This is a genomic window from Actinomadura scrupuli (genome assembly GCF_050971785.1).
In the GTDB taxonomy this organism is placed as follows: Bacteria; Actinomycetota; Actinomycetes; order Streptosporangiales; family Streptosporangiaceae; genus Actinomadura_E; species Actinomadura_E scrupuli.
The window spans coordinates 128,975-144,152 of sequence record NZ_JBPCCU010000006.1; the positions used below are offsets into that span (position 1 = coordinate 128,975).

Annotated in this window: 22 protein-coding genes; 21 read left to right on the forward strand and 1 reads right to left on the reverse strand. The window is 69.6% G+C overall.

Going from position 1 to position 15,178, the window contains the following annotated elements; translation table 11 throughout:
• Positions 1-383 precede the first annotated feature (383 nt).
• The gene (locus ACRYCC_RS26165; protein WP_433816294.1) at positions 384-782 is read left to right on the forward strand and encodes a PadR family transcriptional regulator; all 399 of its coding nucleotides are present in this window, start codon (positions 384-386) and stop codon (positions 780-782) included.
• The gene (locus ACRYCC_RS26170) at positions 779-1,324 is read left to right on the forward strand and encodes a hypothetical protein (RefSeq protein WP_433816296.1); all 546 of its coding nucleotides are present in this window, start codon (positions 779-781) and stop codon (positions 1,322-1,324) included. Before ACRYCC_RS26165 ends, ACRYCC_RS26170 begins: the two co-directional genes overlap by 4 nt.
• Positions 1,325-1,442: 118 nt before the next feature.
• On the opposite strand, the gene ACRYCC_RS26175 is transcribed toward ACRYCC_RS26170, so the two are convergent.
• Positions 1,443-1,883, reverse strand: a complete 441-nt coding sequence (locus ACRYCC_RS26175; protein WP_433816298.1) for a hypothetical protein — start codon at positions 1,881-1,883, stop codon at positions 1,443-1,445.
• Positions 1,884-2,072: 189 nt separating this feature from the next.
• On the opposite strand from ACRYCC_RS26175, the gene ACRYCC_RS26180 reads away from it, so the two are divergent.
• From ACRYCC_RS26180 to ACRYCC_RS26270, 19 genes are all read left to right on the forward strand, one after another.
• On the forward strand, positions 2,073-2,690 hold the full coding sequence (locus ACRYCC_RS26180) for a hypothetical protein (protein ID WP_433816300.1): 618 nt from the start codon (positions 2,073-2,075) through the stop codon (positions 2,688-2,690).
• Positions 2,687-2,893 (forward strand): hypothetical protein, encoded by a 207-nt coding sequence (locus ACRYCC_RS26185; RefSeq protein WP_433816301.1) that lies wholly within the window; start codon positions 2,687-2,689, stop codon positions 2,891-2,893. Before ACRYCC_RS26180 ends, ACRYCC_RS26185 begins: the two co-directional genes overlap by 4 nt.
• Positions 2,893-3,270, forward strand: coding sequence for a hypothetical protein (locus ACRYCC_RS26190; RefSeq protein ID WP_433816302.1), 378 nt, complete (start codon positions 2,893-2,895; stop codon positions 3,268-3,270). Before ACRYCC_RS26185 ends, ACRYCC_RS26190 begins: the two co-directional genes overlap by 1 nt.
• 16 nt (positions 3,271-3,286) lie before the next feature.
• Positions 3,287-3,769: a hypothetical protein gene (locus ACRYCC_RS26195; RefSeq protein WP_433816304.1), complete on the forward strand. Its 483-nt coding sequence runs from the start codon at positions 3,287-3,289 to the stop codon at positions 3,767-3,769.
• Positions 3,762-3,983: a hypothetical protein gene (locus ACRYCC_RS26200; RefSeq protein ID WP_433816306.1), complete on the forward strand. Its 222-nt coding sequence runs from the start codon at positions 3,762-3,764 to the stop codon at positions 3,981-3,983. The genes ACRYCC_RS26195 and ACRYCC_RS26200 overlap by 8 nt, the downstream gene beginning before the upstream one ends.
• Positions 3,983-4,162 (forward strand): hypothetical protein, encoded by a 180-nt coding sequence (locus tag ACRYCC_RS26205; RefSeq protein WP_433816307.1) that lies wholly within the window; start codon positions 3,983-3,985, stop codon positions 4,160-4,162. The genes ACRYCC_RS26200 and ACRYCC_RS26205 overlap by 1 nt, the downstream gene beginning before the upstream one ends.
• Positions 4,159-5,718 carry a hypothetical protein gene (locus ACRYCC_RS26210; protein WP_433816309.1) on the forward strand — a complete coding sequence of 520 codons (1,560 nt, stop codon included), beginning with the start codon at positions 4,159-4,161 and terminating at the stop codon, positions 5,716-5,718. Before ACRYCC_RS26205 ends, ACRYCC_RS26210 begins: the two co-directional genes overlap by 4 nt.
• A complete protein-coding gene (locus ACRYCC_RS26215; RefSeq protein ID WP_433816311.1) occupies positions 5,715-6,272 on the forward strand; it encodes a 3'-5' exoribonuclease domain-containing protein in 558 nt (185 codons plus the stop codon). Before ACRYCC_RS26210 ends, ACRYCC_RS26215 begins: the two co-directional genes overlap by 4 nt.
• Positions 6,265-6,894 carry a hypothetical protein gene (locus ACRYCC_RS26220; RefSeq protein ID WP_433816313.1) on the forward strand — a complete coding sequence of 210 codons (630 nt, stop codon included), beginning with the start codon at positions 6,265-6,267 and terminating at the stop codon, positions 6,892-6,894. Before ACRYCC_RS26215 ends, ACRYCC_RS26220 begins: the two co-directional genes overlap by 8 nt.
• Positions 6,891-8,345 carry a phage portal protein gene (locus ACRYCC_RS26225; RefSeq protein WP_433816314.1) on the forward strand — a complete coding sequence of 485 codons (1,455 nt, stop codon included), beginning with the start codon at positions 6,891-6,893 and terminating at the stop codon, positions 8,343-8,345. Before ACRYCC_RS26220 ends, ACRYCC_RS26225 begins: the two co-directional genes overlap by 4 nt.
• On the forward strand, positions 8,345-9,259 hold the full coding sequence (locus ACRYCC_RS26230; RefSeq protein WP_433816316.1) for a putative phage head morphogenesis protein: 915 nt from the start codon (positions 8,345-8,347) through the stop codon (positions 9,257-9,259). The genes ACRYCC_RS26225 and ACRYCC_RS26230 overlap by 1 nt, the downstream gene beginning before the upstream one ends.
• Positions 9,260-9,272: 13 nt before the next feature.
• Complete coding sequence (locus tag ACRYCC_RS26235) at positions 9,273-10,031, forward strand: phage scaffolding protein (RefSeq protein WP_433816317.1); 759 nt, start codon at positions 9,273-9,275, stop codon at positions 10,029-10,031.
• 116 nt (positions 10,032-10,147) lie between these two features.
• Complete coding sequence (locus ACRYCC_RS26240; protein WP_433816318.1) at positions 10,148-11,197, forward strand: phage major capsid protein; 1,050 nt, start codon at positions 10,148-10,150, stop codon at positions 11,195-11,197.
• 76 nt (positions 11,198-11,273) lie between these two features.
• Positions 11,274-11,786: a hypothetical protein gene (locus ACRYCC_RS26245; protein ID WP_433816319.1), complete on the forward strand. Its 513-nt coding sequence runs from the start codon at positions 11,274-11,276 to the stop codon at positions 11,784-11,786.
• A 19-nt stretch (positions 11,787-11,805) separates the two neighbouring features.
• Positions 11,806-12,123, forward strand: coding sequence for a hypothetical protein (locus ACRYCC_RS26250; protein ID WP_433816321.1), 318 nt, complete (start codon positions 11,806-11,808; stop codon positions 12,121-12,123).
• On the forward strand, positions 12,123-12,719 hold the full coding sequence (locus ACRYCC_RS26255; RefSeq protein WP_433816322.1) for a hypothetical protein: 597 nt from the start codon (positions 12,123-12,125) through the stop codon (positions 12,717-12,719). The genes ACRYCC_RS26250 and ACRYCC_RS26255 overlap by 1 nt, the downstream gene beginning before the upstream one ends.
• A 6-nt stretch (positions 12,720-12,725) precedes the next feature.
• The gene (locus tag ACRYCC_RS26260; protein ID WP_433816324.1) at positions 12,726-14,360 is read left to right on the forward strand and encodes a hypothetical protein; all 1,635 of its coding nucleotides are present in this window, start codon (positions 12,726-12,728) and stop codon (positions 14,358-14,360) included.
• Complete coding sequence (locus ACRYCC_RS26265; RefSeq protein WP_433816326.1) at positions 14,357-14,827, forward strand: hypothetical protein; 471 nt, start codon at positions 14,357-14,359, stop codon at positions 14,825-14,827. The genes ACRYCC_RS26260 and ACRYCC_RS26265 overlap by 4 nt, the downstream gene beginning before the upstream one ends.
• Positions 14,824-15,153 carry a hypothetical protein gene (locus ACRYCC_RS26270; protein WP_433816327.1) on the forward strand — a complete coding sequence of 110 codons (330 nt, stop codon included), beginning with the start codon at positions 14,824-14,826 and terminating at the stop codon, positions 15,151-15,153. The genes ACRYCC_RS26265 and ACRYCC_RS26270 overlap by 4 nt, the downstream gene beginning before the upstream one ends.
• The last annotated feature ends 25 nt before the right edge of the window (positions 15,154-15,178 follow it).

The window sequence follows — 15,178 nt, forward strand, 5'->3', positions numbered from 1 at the left end:
GTCAGCCGTCCCGCTTGGTGGTGATCTGGTACAGGGCCACCATGACCCCGGTGCCGACGGCCACCGCGGCGCCCAACGGTTGTGAGGCGATAGCCAGGGCCAAGGAGCCGACCGTGCCGGCGCCGATCAGTGCCCACCGAAGGACGGGCCGTCGACGTTTGGGTAGCCTCATGGGAGGTTCTCCGTTCTCATTCATTGGACTGGACGGGTTCGAGTTCCTGCTGGCGGCTCTCCTGTTTGAGCAGGAGAGCCGCCGTCTTGCTTCTGTGACCATCCTCGGTTGTGCGCGGACGTTCGGCAGCATCGGAAGAGGTACCGGATGAAGCTAGAACTTCTCGGTCAGTTGACGTTAGCGCTTCCCGTACCTAGGTACAATAAGAACCATGAGTGGTGTCGAACGCATCACCGGCCCGCTGCTCGACGTACTGGAAGCCCTGCTACAGGCCCACCAGCAGAACGTCGAACTGCACGGCTGGCACCTGATGCGAACTACGAAGAAGCCCGGCCCGACCATCTACCGAGTGCTGGACAGACTTGAGGACGCCGAGTGGGTCACCGCCTACTGGGAAGACAGCAACCCCGACTCCAGTAGACCGCGCAGGCGGTTCTACAGCCTTACCCCAATCGGACTGGCCCAGGCCCGCACGATCCTGGCGGAGCGCCGCCCGGCCGCGCTCAACCCGACCGCTCGGCCGCTCGGCCGTCCAGCTCCGGGACCCGCGTTCGGCTGGCTCCCCCGGTGGTCGGCACCACGGCACGGTGAGCAGGGGGGCACCGTATGAGCCCCATCGGGTTCCTCCTGGGCGTAATGGCCGGCGTGGTGGCGACCGAACGCACCGATCTGGCCCCGTGGCTCGCGGTCCGCTTGGTGCGCTGGGCGGCCCGGCACCGCTACACCGACCCCGAGCGCGCCGCGATCCGCGCCGAGGAACACCAGGCGGTGATCGCCGACCGACCCACCCGGCTGCTGAAGCTCGCAACCGCCCTGGGCTTCGCAGCCGCCGCTACTGGCGCCATCACCAACCGCAGGGCCCGCCACGTCGTGTACGCCGCGCGTCAGACCAGGTACCTGGTCGGACGCGTACGCAAGGTTATGCAGCCTCTCATCACGGCGAGCAGCGCTCTCTGGTCCTCCGTGTCGGTCGACATGGTGGCCGCTCTTACCGTGCTTTCAGGGACGCTGATTATCGCCACGCTCATGGTCTCGAAGGCCTTCGGGCTGGGCAAAGGTTACGCGTTCATTTTCGTCGCCGTCGGCGCGATCGTCGGTGTTGGCGTGCTCCGAAGGATCTGGCGTCATAGAGGAGATGGCAGATCTGAGTGATCGAGAAGTCCGTTGCGCAAATGGCCCGACCAGCACAACGATGGCCACGGTCACGGGCCAGGCCACGGATCCGAAGAGCTTCGCCAGCGCCTCGATGAGTTTGACCGCGGAATCCACGTCAGCCCCCGTTGGCCGCGCACCACATGCGCAGCTCCGCGATCACTTCCGGGCTCCCGTCCTCTCGCTTTGCGATCTCCGCCAGCGCCGTGATCGTCGAACCGGCCGCCTCCGTCTGCGCAGAGAACTCATCGACGCCGGCCTGCGTCTTGGCGAAAGGGTCGCCGCCCTTCCGCCGCTGCTCCGCCCGGGCGAGCTTCTGGCACGCGATCTTCGCGTGACTGTCCAGCACAGTCGTCGATGACGGGCCGGCCGAGGTCGCGCCGGCGGCGTCCGGCGAAGACCCGGATCCTCCGCCGCTGGTGACAGCGATGAACACCAGCACGCTGGCGCAGATCGCGGCTGCGCCGAGAGCGACCCAGATCAGCAGGTTGCTTCGGTCCTTGGGTGCGTCCGGGTGCGGTTCCTGCGTCGCGTGTCTCACAAACATCCCCTTCGTCACGTAGACGGGACGAAGTGTGACCGCCCAGACGCCCGCGCGCCGGGCGAACCGGGAGAAACAGTCTGGCCGGACACGGACGCCTGACCGTTCCGCCCCACAGATGTCGATCCCTTGGTAGGAGCCCCACCCAGCCGGACGGCCCGGGCCGGCTCCTGACCCGTAGATCCGGACGGACCTTGGGAGAGGCACGTGGGCAACGGCAAGACCGGCCAGACCGACGGCGGCAACCGCCACCCCGACCAGGTGGCCCTGGACGCCAAGGCCGCACAGCTGCGCGCGGAGGGCAAGTCGTACCAGGCCATCGCCGATGCCATGGGCTGGGAGGCCAAGAGCACCGCCTACCGGGCCGTCTCCCGAGCGCTCAAGGACACGCTCGGCGAGGCCCCCGCGGAGGTGCGGCAGCTCGAGCTGGAACGCCTCGACACACTGTGGTGCAAGGCGTGGGAGGTCCTCGAACGCCCCCACCTCACCGTGCAGCACGGCAAGGTCGTGCAGCGGATGACGGGCATCGAGCGGCATCCCGACGGGATCGAGAAGCTCGGGCCCGATGGAAAACCGATCCCGGTCTACGAGGACATCCTCGACGACGGCCCCGTCCTCAACGCCATTGACCGGCTGCTGCGCATCCAGGAGCGGCGGGCCCGGCTCCTCGGCCTGGACGTGCCGGTCAAGGCGCACGTCACCGTGGACCAGGTCGATCCGCGGGACCTCGAGCTGGCGGAGATCCTCCGCGAGGCGAAGGTGCGGCAGGCAGCCGAGGAGCAGCTGCTCAAGGGCGAGACGCCCGCGGGCGGTGAGACGGCATGATCTGTCGACTCACCATCACCACCGACGACGGGCGTACCGCCGAGGGCGCGCAGTTCACCAGGGGCTTCGTGCTCATCGTCTGGGACGGAGATGATCCCCGTCCCGAGATGTGGATCAGCGTCGTAGAGCTCATGACTGAGCGCCCCGGCTGGAACATCACCTGGATTGACAACCCGGCAGCCGGCCGGGCGGGTGGTGGGTGATGGTGGTCATGGGGCGGCTGCCCGTCTACATGCGCATCGGCCAGTCGACGGAACGCGAGGTCGGCTGGATCAACCTCCGCGTCGAACAAGGCCCCCTCGACCAGGCCCGGGGCAAGGTCGTCGGCATCGCAGCGCTGCGGCACCTGGCGGACCTCCTCGAAGCCGAAGACACCGGCCGGGTGCGCCGCTGGATGCGCCGGTGGCGTGTCCATCCGCCGGAACTCGCCGCCTACGTGCTGCTCCTGGTGGCCGTGCTCGCGCCTCCGGCGGTGGTGGATCTGCTGCAGATGGCGGTGGCCGTACTGGTGCCGGTGCTGGTCGTGGCGTTCGGCGTGCGGCTGGTGCGGTCTGGGTGGAGGCGGTACCGCCGTGGCTGAGCACGAGAGCGGAACGTTGACGGCGAGCCTGTTCACCCAGGCGATCCCCTGCTCACCCGAGATCGCCGCAGCTCTGACCGGGAACACGCCCGATGCTGTCCGCGCGGAGTACGGCGACATGGTCTGGGTCGACATAAGCATCCGCGGCCCCATTGGCATGCGCCCCGGCCTGCCGGACCCGGAGCAGCAGCGCCGAGATATCGCCGAGATCTTCACTGGAGCGCTACGCCACGTCAGGGCCGGCTCGGTGGGTCCGGTCGATTGGGCGGCGGCCGCCGCGAAGATCGGCGCCCAGCCGGAGCCCTGCGCGAACGATCCCATGTTGCTGTCCGAGCCGTCGTGCCCGCGATGCGCCTTCGAGCGGTCGGCCATGCAGACCGCGTTCGGCCCGATCGACCTCGTGGTCCACCCAGGAGTGCCGCAGGGCGCAATCCACATCGGCGACCGTCACACGGGCGCAGGCGTCCAGATCCGGAACATCGGAGACGACGATGGCTGAACAGTCCAAGCAGGCACGCATCGCCGACGCGCTCGCCGCCGAACCACCCGAGGACGCACCTGGGGCCATGCTCAACGGCTGGATCGTCATCGCCGAGTGGGTCGACGCCGAAGGGCACTTCTGGCAGACCCAACTCGCCGACGCGCAGTCGCCCAGCTGGCGTTCCAAGGGGTTGCTGTTCGACGCCCTGCACGGCAGCAACGGGAGCGACTGATGGCCCGCCGGAAGCACAAGGGCGGCAAGGCCCCCTTCCGCAGCAAGGCCCAGTGGAAATGGGCGTTCGCCTCGAAGAAGTCCTTCGCCCACCGCTGGGCCCACCTCACCCCCGGCGGGCCCAAGGCGCGGTACCGGCGACTCCCCGCCCGCAAGACCGCACGCCGGCGGCGCCGATGACCACGGCCGTCCTCGACACCTACCTCGACGGCCAGGACGCGGAGACCTTCGACCTCCAGACCTACGTCCTGCACACCGTCGATGAGCGGCTCTTCGACACCAGCGAAGGCCGACGCACCCTTACCCGCCTCGACCCCGCCCTCTTCGCCCTCCTCTACGTCCCGCACCTCCTCCGCGACGACGACGGCGTCATCAGCTTCGCGGATCTCCACCTGGCGTTGTTCAGGCACGGCCGCCGGTGGCTGCGCCGGCCGAGCCCGCGGGAGGAACGGCACGCCTTCGTGGCACCCCGGGAATCCGGCAAGTCGACGATCCTGTTCAAGGTGCTGCCGCTCTGGGCGGCAGCGCACGGGCACCTCAACTTCATCGCCGCGTTCTCCAGCTCGGCGACGCAGGCAGAGACGCACCTGTCCGGGTTCAAACGCGAGCTCGACACCAACGCGTTGCTGAGGCTCGACTTCCCTGACCTGTGCCAGCCCGCGCGCCGGCCGGGCGGCGGAAACGTGGCCGACTCCCAGCAGATGCTCCACACCCGGTCCGGGTTCTCCTTCGCCGCACGCGGGCTCGACAGCGAGGTCCTCGGCCTGGTCGACCCCCGCAACCGGCGGCCCGACCTCATCGTGCTGGACGACGTCGAGCCCGACGAGTCGAACTACTCGGCCTACCAGGCGAAGAAGCGCCTGATGACCATCACCGACACCGTGCTGGCCATGAACGAACGGGCCCACGTCGCCCTGGTCGGCACAGTGACGATGCCCGGCTCGATCGTCCACCAACTGGTGAAGACCATCACGACCACGGAGGAGGTGCCGGACTGGATCACTGATGAGCGGTTCGTCGTGCACTACTTCGCGCCGATCGTGAAAACCGAGGACGGGCGCGAGCGGTCGATCTGGCCGGGGAAATGGCCGCTCGCCTACCTGATGTCGATCGCCCACACCCGGTCCTACAAGAAGAACTTCCTCAACCTGCCCGTCCGGATGGACGGCGACTACTGGGTGCCCGACGACTTCGTCTACGGCGATGTGGACGCCGTGCGGACGCTGTTGGAGATAGACCCGGCGGTGAGCGACAAGAAGACCTCCGACTTCTACGGGCTCGCGGTCATCGCCCACCAGCCGGCCCGCCGCGAGGAGAAGGGCCGGACTCCGGCCCGATGCGCGGTCCGGTACGGCCGGGCCTACAAGATGCCGCCAGCCAAGCTGCGCACGAAGGTGCTGGAGATCCTCGAACTGTTCCCGGAGATCGGAGCAGTACGGATCGAGGTCAACCAGGGCGGCGACACCTGGAAAGCGATCCTCCACGACCTGCCCGTCCGGCTGCTGGTGGTCCACGAGTCCGTGCCGAAGCCGGTGCGGGCGACGAACACCCTCAACCACTACCAGCGCGGCCGCGTGCTGCACGCCCGGAAGCTGCCGGAGGTCGAGGAGCAGATGACGAGCTATCCCGACGTGCTGAACGACGACCTCATCGACGCCGTCGGCGCCGGGGTCTCGTACTTCCTCGACCGCAAGCCTGTCCAAGCGACCGCCAAGACCGTGGAGTACGCCCGTTGAAGATCTTCTATGACACCGAGTTCCTCGAGGACGGCGTCACCATCGCGCTGATCAGCATCGGGATGGTCGCCGAGGACGGCCGCGAGTACTACGCGGTCAACCGCGGCATGCCCGCCAAGGAGATCGCCAAGAACGACTGGCTGATGGCCAACGTCTGGCCGACCCTGCCGCGTCTGCACGGCGACGCCCGGATGCACGCCAGCCGAGGGAACCCGCTGGCTCTGGACTGGCACCACCCGGACATGAAGCGCCGCGGCCAGATCGCGGACGAGGCACGCGACTTCATCCTGGCCACCCCGGACCCAGAGCTGTGGGCGGACTTCGGGGCGTACGACCACGTGGTGCTGTGCCAGCTGTGGGGCCGGATGATCGACCTGCCGTCCGGGGTGCCGATGTGGACGAGCGACCTACAGCAGGAGGCCAGGCGACTGGGCCTGGCCGACGCCGATCTGCCGGTCCAGGCGGAGGGGTATCACAACGCGCTGGCCGACGCCCGGCACAACCAGGTGGTCGCCGCGTTCCTGGCCTCCCGCCCGGCGGTGCGCGATGCATGACCCCTTGGTCGTCGCATTCGAGATCCGCCGCCCGTGGCCGCAGCGCAGCCGTGACCGCGACGGCCGGCCCGAGCGGTGGCGCATCGGCAAGTCGGCGTTCTGGACGCTCGCGGGCCGGAGCTTCTACTTCCCGTCGCTGATCACCGTCTGGCACCGCGAACCGGGCGGCCGAGACTCCGGCGAGGTCTGCAAGCACCACAGCCGCTACCAGGACGCCGACGGCAAATGGCAGTGGAAGTTCCACCACGGGTGGCGGTTCCACGTCCACCACTGGAAGATCCAGATCTCGCCGCTCCAGAGACTCCGACGGCGACTGCTGACCCGGTGCGCGTGGTGCGGTGGCCGCTCCACCAAGGGCGATGCGGTGAACGTCTCCCACCAGTGGGACGGCCCACGCGGCCGGTGGTGGCAAGGCGAACCCGGCCTCTACCACCACGACTGCTCCGCGATCGACAGCGCCCACTCCACCTGCGTGTGCGAGCACCCGGTGCTGGAGCACGACAGCTACGGCCGGTGCGCCCGCTGCGAGGGATACCGGCCGCACGGCATGACCAGTGAGCACCTCGCCCGGGCGCGCGAGCTCAAGGCGATCCCCGCGGGAGCACGGAAGGACGGCCGATGAGCGACCTCATCGAAGCCCTCACCGAGCTCCGCGACGCCCGCGACGAATACGAACGCGCCCGCGACTACTACGAAGGCGAGGCCGGCGAGAGGTTCACCGCCCCCACCATCGAGCAGCTCATCTCCGGCGAGGACGACAACAACTTCAAGGTCAACCTCGCCTGCCGCCCCGTCGACGCCATCCTCGACCGCCTGGAAATCGCCTCCATCACCGGCGACACCGAAGCTGTCACCAAGGCCTACAACGACCTCGTCTGGGCGCCGAATCAGATGGACCTCGAGGCGCCGACGATTCACCGCGCGGGCCTCATGTTCGGCGACGCCTACCTGTTCGTCTGGGACGCCGAGCCGCCGGCCGAAGACGAGGGCAGCGACCAGGAGGCCGAAGAGCCCGGCGGCGAAACCGAGCCCGTCACCGCCCCGGCCACAGGCGTCGACATGTTCTACAACTCGCCGCTCGTGGCCAGGATCCTCTACGACGTCGAGAACCCCCGTCGGAAGCGGCTGGCCATCAAGTCGTGGTGCATCACCGACGACAACGGCAAGGAACTGACCCGGGTCAACCTGTACTACCGGGACCGGATCGAGAAGTGGGTCTCGAAGGCCGGCACGAAGGCAGAGAAGGACGCCGACTTCGAGGTCTACGTCGATGACCACACTGACGAGTTCGGGCAGGTCCCCAACCCCTACGACACCATCCCGTTCTTCCACTTCAGGACCGAGGCCCCGTACGGGGTGCCGGTGCACCGCAACGCCTACGGCCCCCAGGACGCGATCACGAAGCTGATCCGCGGCCAGATGGTCCACGCGGACTTCACAGCCCTGCCACAGCGGGTCGGGCTCCTCGAGGCCGGGGCGACCACCGACGATGACACCGACTGGGGCTTCGACGAGACGGCCGACCCCGAGGACAAGCCGTCCAGCATGGTCGCTCGGCCGGGCAGCATGTGGCAGTTGCGCGGCTACAAGGACGTCAAGGAGTTCGCGGCCGGAGACGTCGACGCCTTCCTGAAGCCGATCGCTGTGTTCGTGCGGTTCATGGCGGCCGTCACGTCCACGCCGCTGCGCTGGTTCGACCCGATGGGCGGTGTCCCCTCAGGTGAGTCCATCCGTGCGGACGAGGCGCCATTGATCAAGCGGATCGCGATGTTCGGCCGGTCGTTCGCCGCAACTCACCGCGAGGTCGGTGAGTTCGCGCTAAGGATCTTGGGCATCGAGGGCACCATCACCGTGCGGTGGGCCTCAGCGCAGACGATCAACGACATGACCGGCTGGCAGGCGATCATCGCCAAGCAGCAGGCGGGAGTCCCCGTCCGGCAGGCGCTGATCGAGGCGGGTTACACGGAGGCCCAGTGCGACGAGTGGGGCTACACCGCCGAGCAGCCTGATGGCGAAGGCGCCGACTGGGAGCAGATGGCCGAGCCGCCCCGGGCCCAGGCCGGGGCTGGCTGATGGCTGCCCCCGGCGAGGAGCAGCTGCTGCAGACCGAGCAGCAGGCCGCCGCGGCATCCGACGCTGCGTTCGACCGGGCCGTCGGTGAGTACGGGCTGACCGCGGCCGCGCTGGCCGCTGCTGCTGGCGCGGTGACGGCCGCGATCACGGCGGCCGTCGCCCAGGCGGTGCAGATCGGCGCCGTCATGGCCGGGGCCGCTGCGGTCGCGGCGGGCGTGGTGCGTTCGAGGCGCCGCCGTCGGCGCGGACGGCCGTCCGGGACGGTGGTGTCGCCGGCGGCTCGCCACCTCCTGCAGGGCCCGACGATCGGTGACCGGGTGGACTCGGTCCTGGCCGATGCCGACCTGGAGGACGCCGAGGACCCGGCGGCGGAGCTGGAACGGATCAAGGGCCGACTCCGCACGGTGGCAACCGACACTGTGAACGAGGCGGCGTCGGCCGGGGTCGAGGACGAGGCCCGCCGTCTGAGCGCGGACGGGCTGATCTGGAAGGCCGAGCGCGACGGGTGCGTCCACTGCCTCGGCCTGTCCGGGCACATCGTTCCCCTCGGCGAAGGCTTCCCCGCCGACATGACCTTCGGAGCGAAGCCCCTCACCTGGCGGCACTACGACGGGCTGCCACCTCGGCACCCGCACTGCCGGTGCCGTACGGCTCCGGTGTTCGGCTCCGGCGAGGCCCAGTCGGCGGCGCTGAAGCGGGAGGCCATGCGGTCGGTGCTGCGCGGCTTCTCGCTGCCTTCGGAGTCGAAGACCGTACGGCTCGCCGCGGCGGACCGGCTGCTCCGGAGCGGCCGGGCCCGCCGGCTGCCGAAGACCGCCGTGGCGTTGAGCCGGCGGGCGGTGTCCCAGGGCGAGTTCCCGAAGGCCACGGAGCTCCCACCAACCAGACGCGCCGGACGGCGCATCACCAGATAGGGAAAGGGTCCGGATGGACGCGAAGACGATCATCGGCATGCAGAGCCCGGCGTACGAGCCGGACGGCGGCGGGTACTGGCCGTCGACCACCCCGGGCGCGGTCATCGGCATCACCCGGAGCGGCTGGCCGATCCGGCTGGCCGCCGGCGGGGCGGATGACGACGACGCAGGCGACGGCGAGGGGAACAGCGGCGAGGAGGACGCCGACACGGAGGAAGAGCAGGACGGCGACGGCGAGGACGAGAAGAAGACCGAGGAGACCGAGAAGCCGAAGCCCAAGGAAGACCTGGTCTCCCGGTCTGAGCTCCGCAAGGCGGTCGCCGAGCGGCAGAAGGCCAAGGCCGAGCTCCGCGCCCGCGAGAAGGAACTCGCCGACCTCAAGGCGGCCAACGAAGGGGCCGAAGCGACGGCCGCTCGAAAGGCGCGCGAGGCGGCTGAGCAGGCTGCCGAGGCCAAGTACAAGCCCGTCGCGCTGCGTGCCGCCCTGCTGGAGGCAGGTGTCCTGGTCAAGAAGGTGCCGGGTGCTCTCAAGCTCCTGGACATGGGTGAGATCGATATCGACGACAACGGTGATGTGACCGGTCTCGACATGCAGCTCGACGGGCTGCGTGAGGACTGGCCGGAGTTGTTCCCCTCCGCCGAATCCGAGGCGAAGACGGAGCGCCGTGGGAGCCGCGCGGCGGACGGCGCCGACAAGAAGCCCGAGAAGAAGAAGCCACCGACCACCACCGAGCGTCAGGCGGCCGCGCTGCTCGGGAAGCCGATCCGCTGAACACCATGCGCATGCAGTGACGATCAGTAGGTAGACGCCCTCGGACGGGGGCGAGCCAGAGAACGGGCCCGGACGGGCCGAGCGAATCGACCCGTCTACCGCGAAGGAAACATCCCGTGGCCCGCAAGAATGGCTGGCTCGCCCCGATCGGTCACATGCCGGACCCGGGCGACATCATCGGCTACCGCAAGAACGGCCTACCCATCCGCTCCGTCGGCGGTGGCGCCGTCAACGACGTCACCACCTGGACGCCCGAAGAATTCTCGGGCGACGTCGTCCAGAAGGTCCTGCAGAAGTCGGCGATCGAGGCGTACGCCCGCCCCTGGCCGATGGCCAACACGCTCCGCCACGTCCCCCGCTCCGCGGGCATGGACGTCGCCGGAGTCGCGGCCGGCGGCACCTACGCCGAGGACACCTCAACCAACGACGAGGTCCTGCTCACCGCGAGGAAAATGGGCCAGGCGCTGCGCCTGAACGACGAGGACATGAAGGACAACACCCTCGTCGACATCATCGCCACCAAGAAGATGGACTGGGCCACCAGCTTCGCGAAGTTCTACGACCAGGCATGCCTCGGCTGCACCGCGGCGGAGAACGGCACCACGGTCCTGTTCACCTCGGTGTACAAGAGCCTCCGCACCACCCAGTCCGGCCTCGGCTACACCGCCGACGACAACTACGTCGTGAGCGCCTCCGGGTCCGCGGTGAGCTACGACAACCTGTCCACGGTCCTGAGCCTGGCGGAAGTCGGGGACTACTGGGACGACGGCGAGGCGCTGGTGATCGCGCACCCGTCCTTCAAGGCCAAGGTGCGGAACATCCGGATCCCGCAGTACTCCGGTGACACCGGTGGTCTGCCGGTGTTCGTGCAGGGCCAGGGAGGCGACTCGGGGACGCCGGACACGCTGTTCGGGCACCCGATCCGTTGGTCGCTGGGCGCGAAGACGCACGCCACGAACACCTCGACGCCGACGGGGAACCCGCTGCTGATCGTGGGCAACCGGCAGATGCTCTTCCGGGGCGTCCGGTCGGGGCCGGAGTCGGCGGTGGCCGGTGCCGACAGTGGTCCGGCGTTCCTGACCGACCAGGCGCTGCTGAAGATGCGGGCCCGTCGCGGGTTCGCGGTCGCGCACCCGAAGGCCTTCGCCGTCCTTGAGGACGCGTAACCCCCTTTGTACGGTCCCGCCCGGTCTTTCGCCGGGGCCGGGCGGGATCCACGGCGACCGGTGTGAGGAGTACACGGTGAGCAGCGTCGAGCAGGACCAGGACCAGCCGGGGCAGAAGACATGCCCGGAATGCGGCACGCCCCAGAAGGTCAACCGGGACGGCACCCTCCGCAAGCACCCGGGCACCGATGGCGAGACGTGCCAGCAGCGGGAGAGCGTCGACCCCTCCGGTGAGACACCTGTGGCGGACGAGTGGGACGACGACGAGGTGCGGGAGACCAACACCGGCCCCGCCGCCGATGGCGACAGCCAGCCCGACGAGGACGCGCCGGCCGAGCCGTCGGCCCGCCCCACGCTGGCCCCGGCCGGGCACGACCCCGGCATCTGGCGGTGGACCATGACCGTCCAGCACCCCGCCCTGTACCTCACCGACGCCGAGTGGCACGAGCAGAACGCCCTCATGGCCGCCATCAAGGCCGAGGAGGCCGGCCACACCGTGACCGGCGAGGCCCGCTGGGACGGCGGCATCGGCGGCGGCGAAGACGAGGGCACGGTCCAGCTCACCTACCTGGTGCCCGTGCAGGCCTGATCAGTCGTGAGGGGGCTAGGTGAATGAGCCGTCTCCTGGCGAACTCGCACGTCGGCTCGACGAGATCGTACGGCTCCTCCAGGGGCTGGTCTCACGCCCCGAGTACACCGAGTACCAGCGGCACCTCGAGCACCGCCTGGCCGAGGTCGACGCCGACCTTGCCGAGCTCCGCCGGACCCACGCCGAGGACATCCGGGACATCGGCAAACGCCTGGATGAGCGGGAACGGACGAACGGCACCAACGTCCGCCAGGCCATCTACTCCGGGATCATCCCGGCGATCTTGTTCCTGGTCGGGATCCTCATCACGATCTCGCAGTCGCGCGGCGGTAAGTGATGGCTGAGCACGCGCGGTCCGTGCGCCGCTACGTCCCGGCCGCTGTCCTGGTCGCGCTGTTCCTGGCGCTGGCCTGGTGGGTCAGCGCGGAGCTCGGCAACCAGAGACGTACGGCCGAGCACGACCGGGTGACGCTCGCTCAGCAGGCGTCGTTGCGGGATCAGCAGATCCGTGCGTTGGCCGCGCAGGTACGGCGCCTCGGTGGGACGCCGGTGGTGTCGCCTCCTTCGGGCCCGGCCGGCAGCCCCGGCGTGGCCGGCCAACCGGGAGCGTCTGGGGCTGCTGGCCGTCCGGGCGCTGCAGGATCTCCGGGCGCTGCCGGAAGCCCCGGGCCGGTCGGCCCGTCCGGCGGTCAGGGCCCGGCGGGTGTACCCGGCCAGTCCGTGACGGGCCCGCCCGGACCAGCTGGCCCGGCAGGGAAAGACGGAGCCGACGGCAAGGACGGGGCGGACGGCACCGACGGTAAGGACGGCTCCCCGCCATCGAGCTGGACCTGGACCTACCTCGGCGTCACCTACACCTGCACGCAAACCGCTCCCGGCTCGACGACCTACGAATGCCAGCCGGCCAACCCGCAGCTCGCGAGAGGGAGGTGAGCGCCGATGCCTGAACTGACCGGCACGATCACCGGGCCGGGCGGCGAGGCTCCCGCGTCCCCGGCCGACCGGCGCGTGACCATCGCTCTCGTCGACCTGAACGGCCGGGCACGCGTCGGCTTCACCACCGATGACCATGAGATCGTCTCGACCACCGAGGTCACAGCCGACGCCTCCGGTGACTGGTCGGTCACGCTGCCCGGCAACGGCAGCGTCGACACCGACTGGGGTGACACCCTCTACCGGATCACCTCCGGGTACGACCCGGACTACCGGGAGCCCTTCAAGACCTACGTCACCGTGCCGGCGTCCGGCGGCCCGTACTGGGTCGGGGACATCCGCACCACCCCGCCCGGCGGCGCCTCGCCGATCACCGGGTATCTGCCGCTCACCGGCGGGACGCTGACGGGTGCGCTCGTGCTGGCCGGGGATCCGGTCACTGCGCTGGGGGCGGCGACCAAGCAGTACGTCGACAACGCCTCACCGGGCGGATCCGCCGCGGTCACCAGTGTGGACGGCCAGACCGGCGCGGTCAGCCTCACCAGCGTCTACCTTGACCAGGCCTCCAACCTCTCCGACCTGGCGAGCGCCGGGTCCGCACGCACCGCGCTGGGCCTCGGTGGGGCCGCGGTCCTCAACGTTGGTACCGGGGCCGGCACCGTGGCGGCCGGCAACGACAGCCGCCTGTCCGACACCCGTACGCCGACCGCGGGCAGCGTCGTCAACGCCTCGGTGTCCAGCAGCGCGGCCATCGCCATGTCCAAGCTGGCCGTCGACCCCACCGCGCGGGCCAACCACAACGGCACCCAGCTCGCGTCTACGATCAGCGACTTCGACACCCAGGTGAGGACGTCGCGGCTCGATCAGATGGCCGCGCCCACCTCGGCCGTGAGCCTCGGCAGCCAGCGCATCACGAACCTGAGCACGGCGGTGAGCGCGACCGACGCGGCCACGAAGAGCTCGGTCGATCTCAAGCTCAGCCTCACCGGCGGATCCCTCACCGGGAACCTCAGCATCGGCGCGTCGGCGAACCTCGCGGTCGGCGGCGCCGGCTCGTTCGGCGGCGGCCTCGGCGTCATCAGCCTGCTCAACGCCACGCCCGCCCCGAGCGCGAACCCGTCCGGCGGCGTGGTCCTCTACGCCTCCTCGCTGGGCGTCCTCACCGCTCGCGATCCGAACGGCGTCACCTCGCCGCTGTGGTCGACGTACACGACCAAGGGCAGCGACGAGGGGCAGGCCACGACGACGCCTCAGGACGTGGGCAGCATGTCGCTGTCCGTCCCGGGCGCCGGGGTGTACTGGTACGAGGCGTGGCTGCCGTTCACCTCGTCGAGCGCCACCAACGGCCTGAACCTGCGGCTGAAGTCGTCCGGCGCCCCGACCACCAGCTTCCTGTCCTACTGGATCTCGGTGCAGTCGTCGAACACCACGATCACGACGTTCTACCAGGATGCCCTCGACTCCGCGGTCGACACGACGACGGCGACGTCCACCTCCACCCGCTACCAGGGCCGGATCTACGGGCTGATCATCGCCACCTCGGCCGGGACGCTCGTACCCCAGTGGGCGATCGGCGCTGGCTCAGCGTCCACCGCGACGATCAAGGCTGGCGCGTTCGCAACGCTGCGGAGGGTCGCATGACCGACACATGGGTGACCGGCGCGGAAGCCACCAACATCACGAACGTGGCGGTGACGGATGAGCAGGTGGCGGCTGCCCACCCGATCATCGAGATCTTCAGCAACGTGACCACCGCGGCGTCCGGAAGCCTGAAGCCGCGGGACCTGCGGATGCTGCGGTACGCCGAGGCCTACCAGGCGCGCTGGCAGGCGACCCGGGTGGACTTCGGCTCCGAGGTGGACGTCGACCAGCTCTCCCAGGACGGAATCTCGTTCACCAAGGACGGCCCCGACTCGCTCATCCTCGCCCCGCTGGCCAAGCGGTGCATCCACAGGCTGTCCTGGATGCGGTCCCGCACGCTGCTGCCGCTGACCCCGGCGCAGGCACTCCGGCTGAGGGGGTTCTTGACCCCTGAGACGGCGCTCACCGGAGCGGAGGAGTTCCTGGACGACTACCAGGACTGGGAGCCGATGGGCGACGGAGGATGACGGCCTGGCTGCCCACCGAGGTCGTCGACATCCTCCGCGGAGAGACCACCGACGGGTACGGGGACCCGGCCGACACCGACACCGCCGTCGCCACGGGCGTGCCGGTCAGCATCATCGAGCAGGCCAAGCGGGTGTACCTCCCTGCAGAGAACCGGCTGACCACGGTCCGGATGTTCACCGGCCGGGCCCGCCCCGACGTGGACGTCCGTGAGGGTGACCGTCTGCGCGCTGGTGTGTCGATCTACCTGGTAGAGGGAGTGTCCGCTCCAGCCAGCCCAGTCGGGCCGGCGGACAAGCGGCTCGACCTCCGGCGGATCGACCAGTAGGCCCCGTAAACGGGCCGGTCAACCC

Coding starts and splice junctions, on each gene's coding strand:
- ACRYCC_RS26205 (WP_433816307.1), top strand. CDS start 3,983: ATGGCCCGCCGGAAGCACAAGGGCGGCAAGGCCCCCTTCCGCAGCAAG.
- ACRYCC_RS26270 (WP_433816327.1), top strand. CDS start 14,824: ATGACGGCCTGGCTGCCCACCGAGGTCGTCGACATCCTCCGCGGAGAG.
- ACRYCC_RS26190 (WP_433816302.1), top strand. CDS start 2,893: ATGGTGGTCATGGGGCGGCTGCCCGTCTACATGCGCATCGGCCAGTCG.
- ACRYCC_RS26220 (WP_433816313.1), top strand. CDS start 6,265: ATGCATGACCCCTTGGTCGTCGCATTCGAGATCCGCCGCCCGTGGCCG.
- ACRYCC_RS26210 (WP_433816309.1), top strand. CDS start 4,159: ATGACCACGGCCGTCCTCGACACCTACCTCGACGGCCAGGACGCGGAG.
- ACRYCC_RS26225 (WP_433816314.1), top strand. CDS start 6,891: ATGAGCGACCTCATCGAAGCCCTCACCGAGCTCCGCGACGCCCGCGAC.
- ACRYCC_RS26230 (WP_433816316.1), top strand. CDS start 8,345: ATGGCTGCCCCCGGCGAGGAGCAGCTGCTGCAGACCGAGCAGCAGGCC.
- ACRYCC_RS26200 (WP_433816306.1), top strand. CDS start 3,762: ATGGCTGAACAGTCCAAGCAGGCACGCATCGCCGACGCGCTCGCCGCC.
- ACRYCC_RS26255 (WP_433816322.1), top strand. CDS start 12,123: ATGGCTGAGCACGCGCGGTCCGTGCGCCGCTACGTCCCGGCCGCTGTC.
- ACRYCC_RS26170 (WP_433816296.1), top strand. CDS start 779: ATGAGCCCCATCGGGTTCCTCCTGGGCGTAATGGCCGGCGTGGTGGCG.
- ACRYCC_RS26235 (WP_433816317.1), top strand. CDS start 9,273: ATGGACGCGAAGACGATCATCGGCATGCAGAGCCCGGCGTACGAGCCG.
- ACRYCC_RS26165 (WP_433816294.1), top strand. CDS start 384: ATGAGTGGTGTCGAACGCATCACCGGCCCGCTGCTCGACGTACTGGAA.
- ACRYCC_RS26260 (WP_433816324.1), top strand. CDS start 12,726: ATGCCTGAACTGACCGGCACGATCACCGGGCCGGGCGGCGAGGCTCCC.
- ACRYCC_RS26185 (WP_433816301.1), top strand. CDS start 2,687: ATGATCTGTCGACTCACCATCACCACCGACGACGGGCGTACCGCCGAG.
- ACRYCC_RS26265 (WP_433816326.1), top strand. CDS start 14,357: ATGACCGACACATGGGTGACCGGCGCGGAAGCCACCAACATCACGAAC.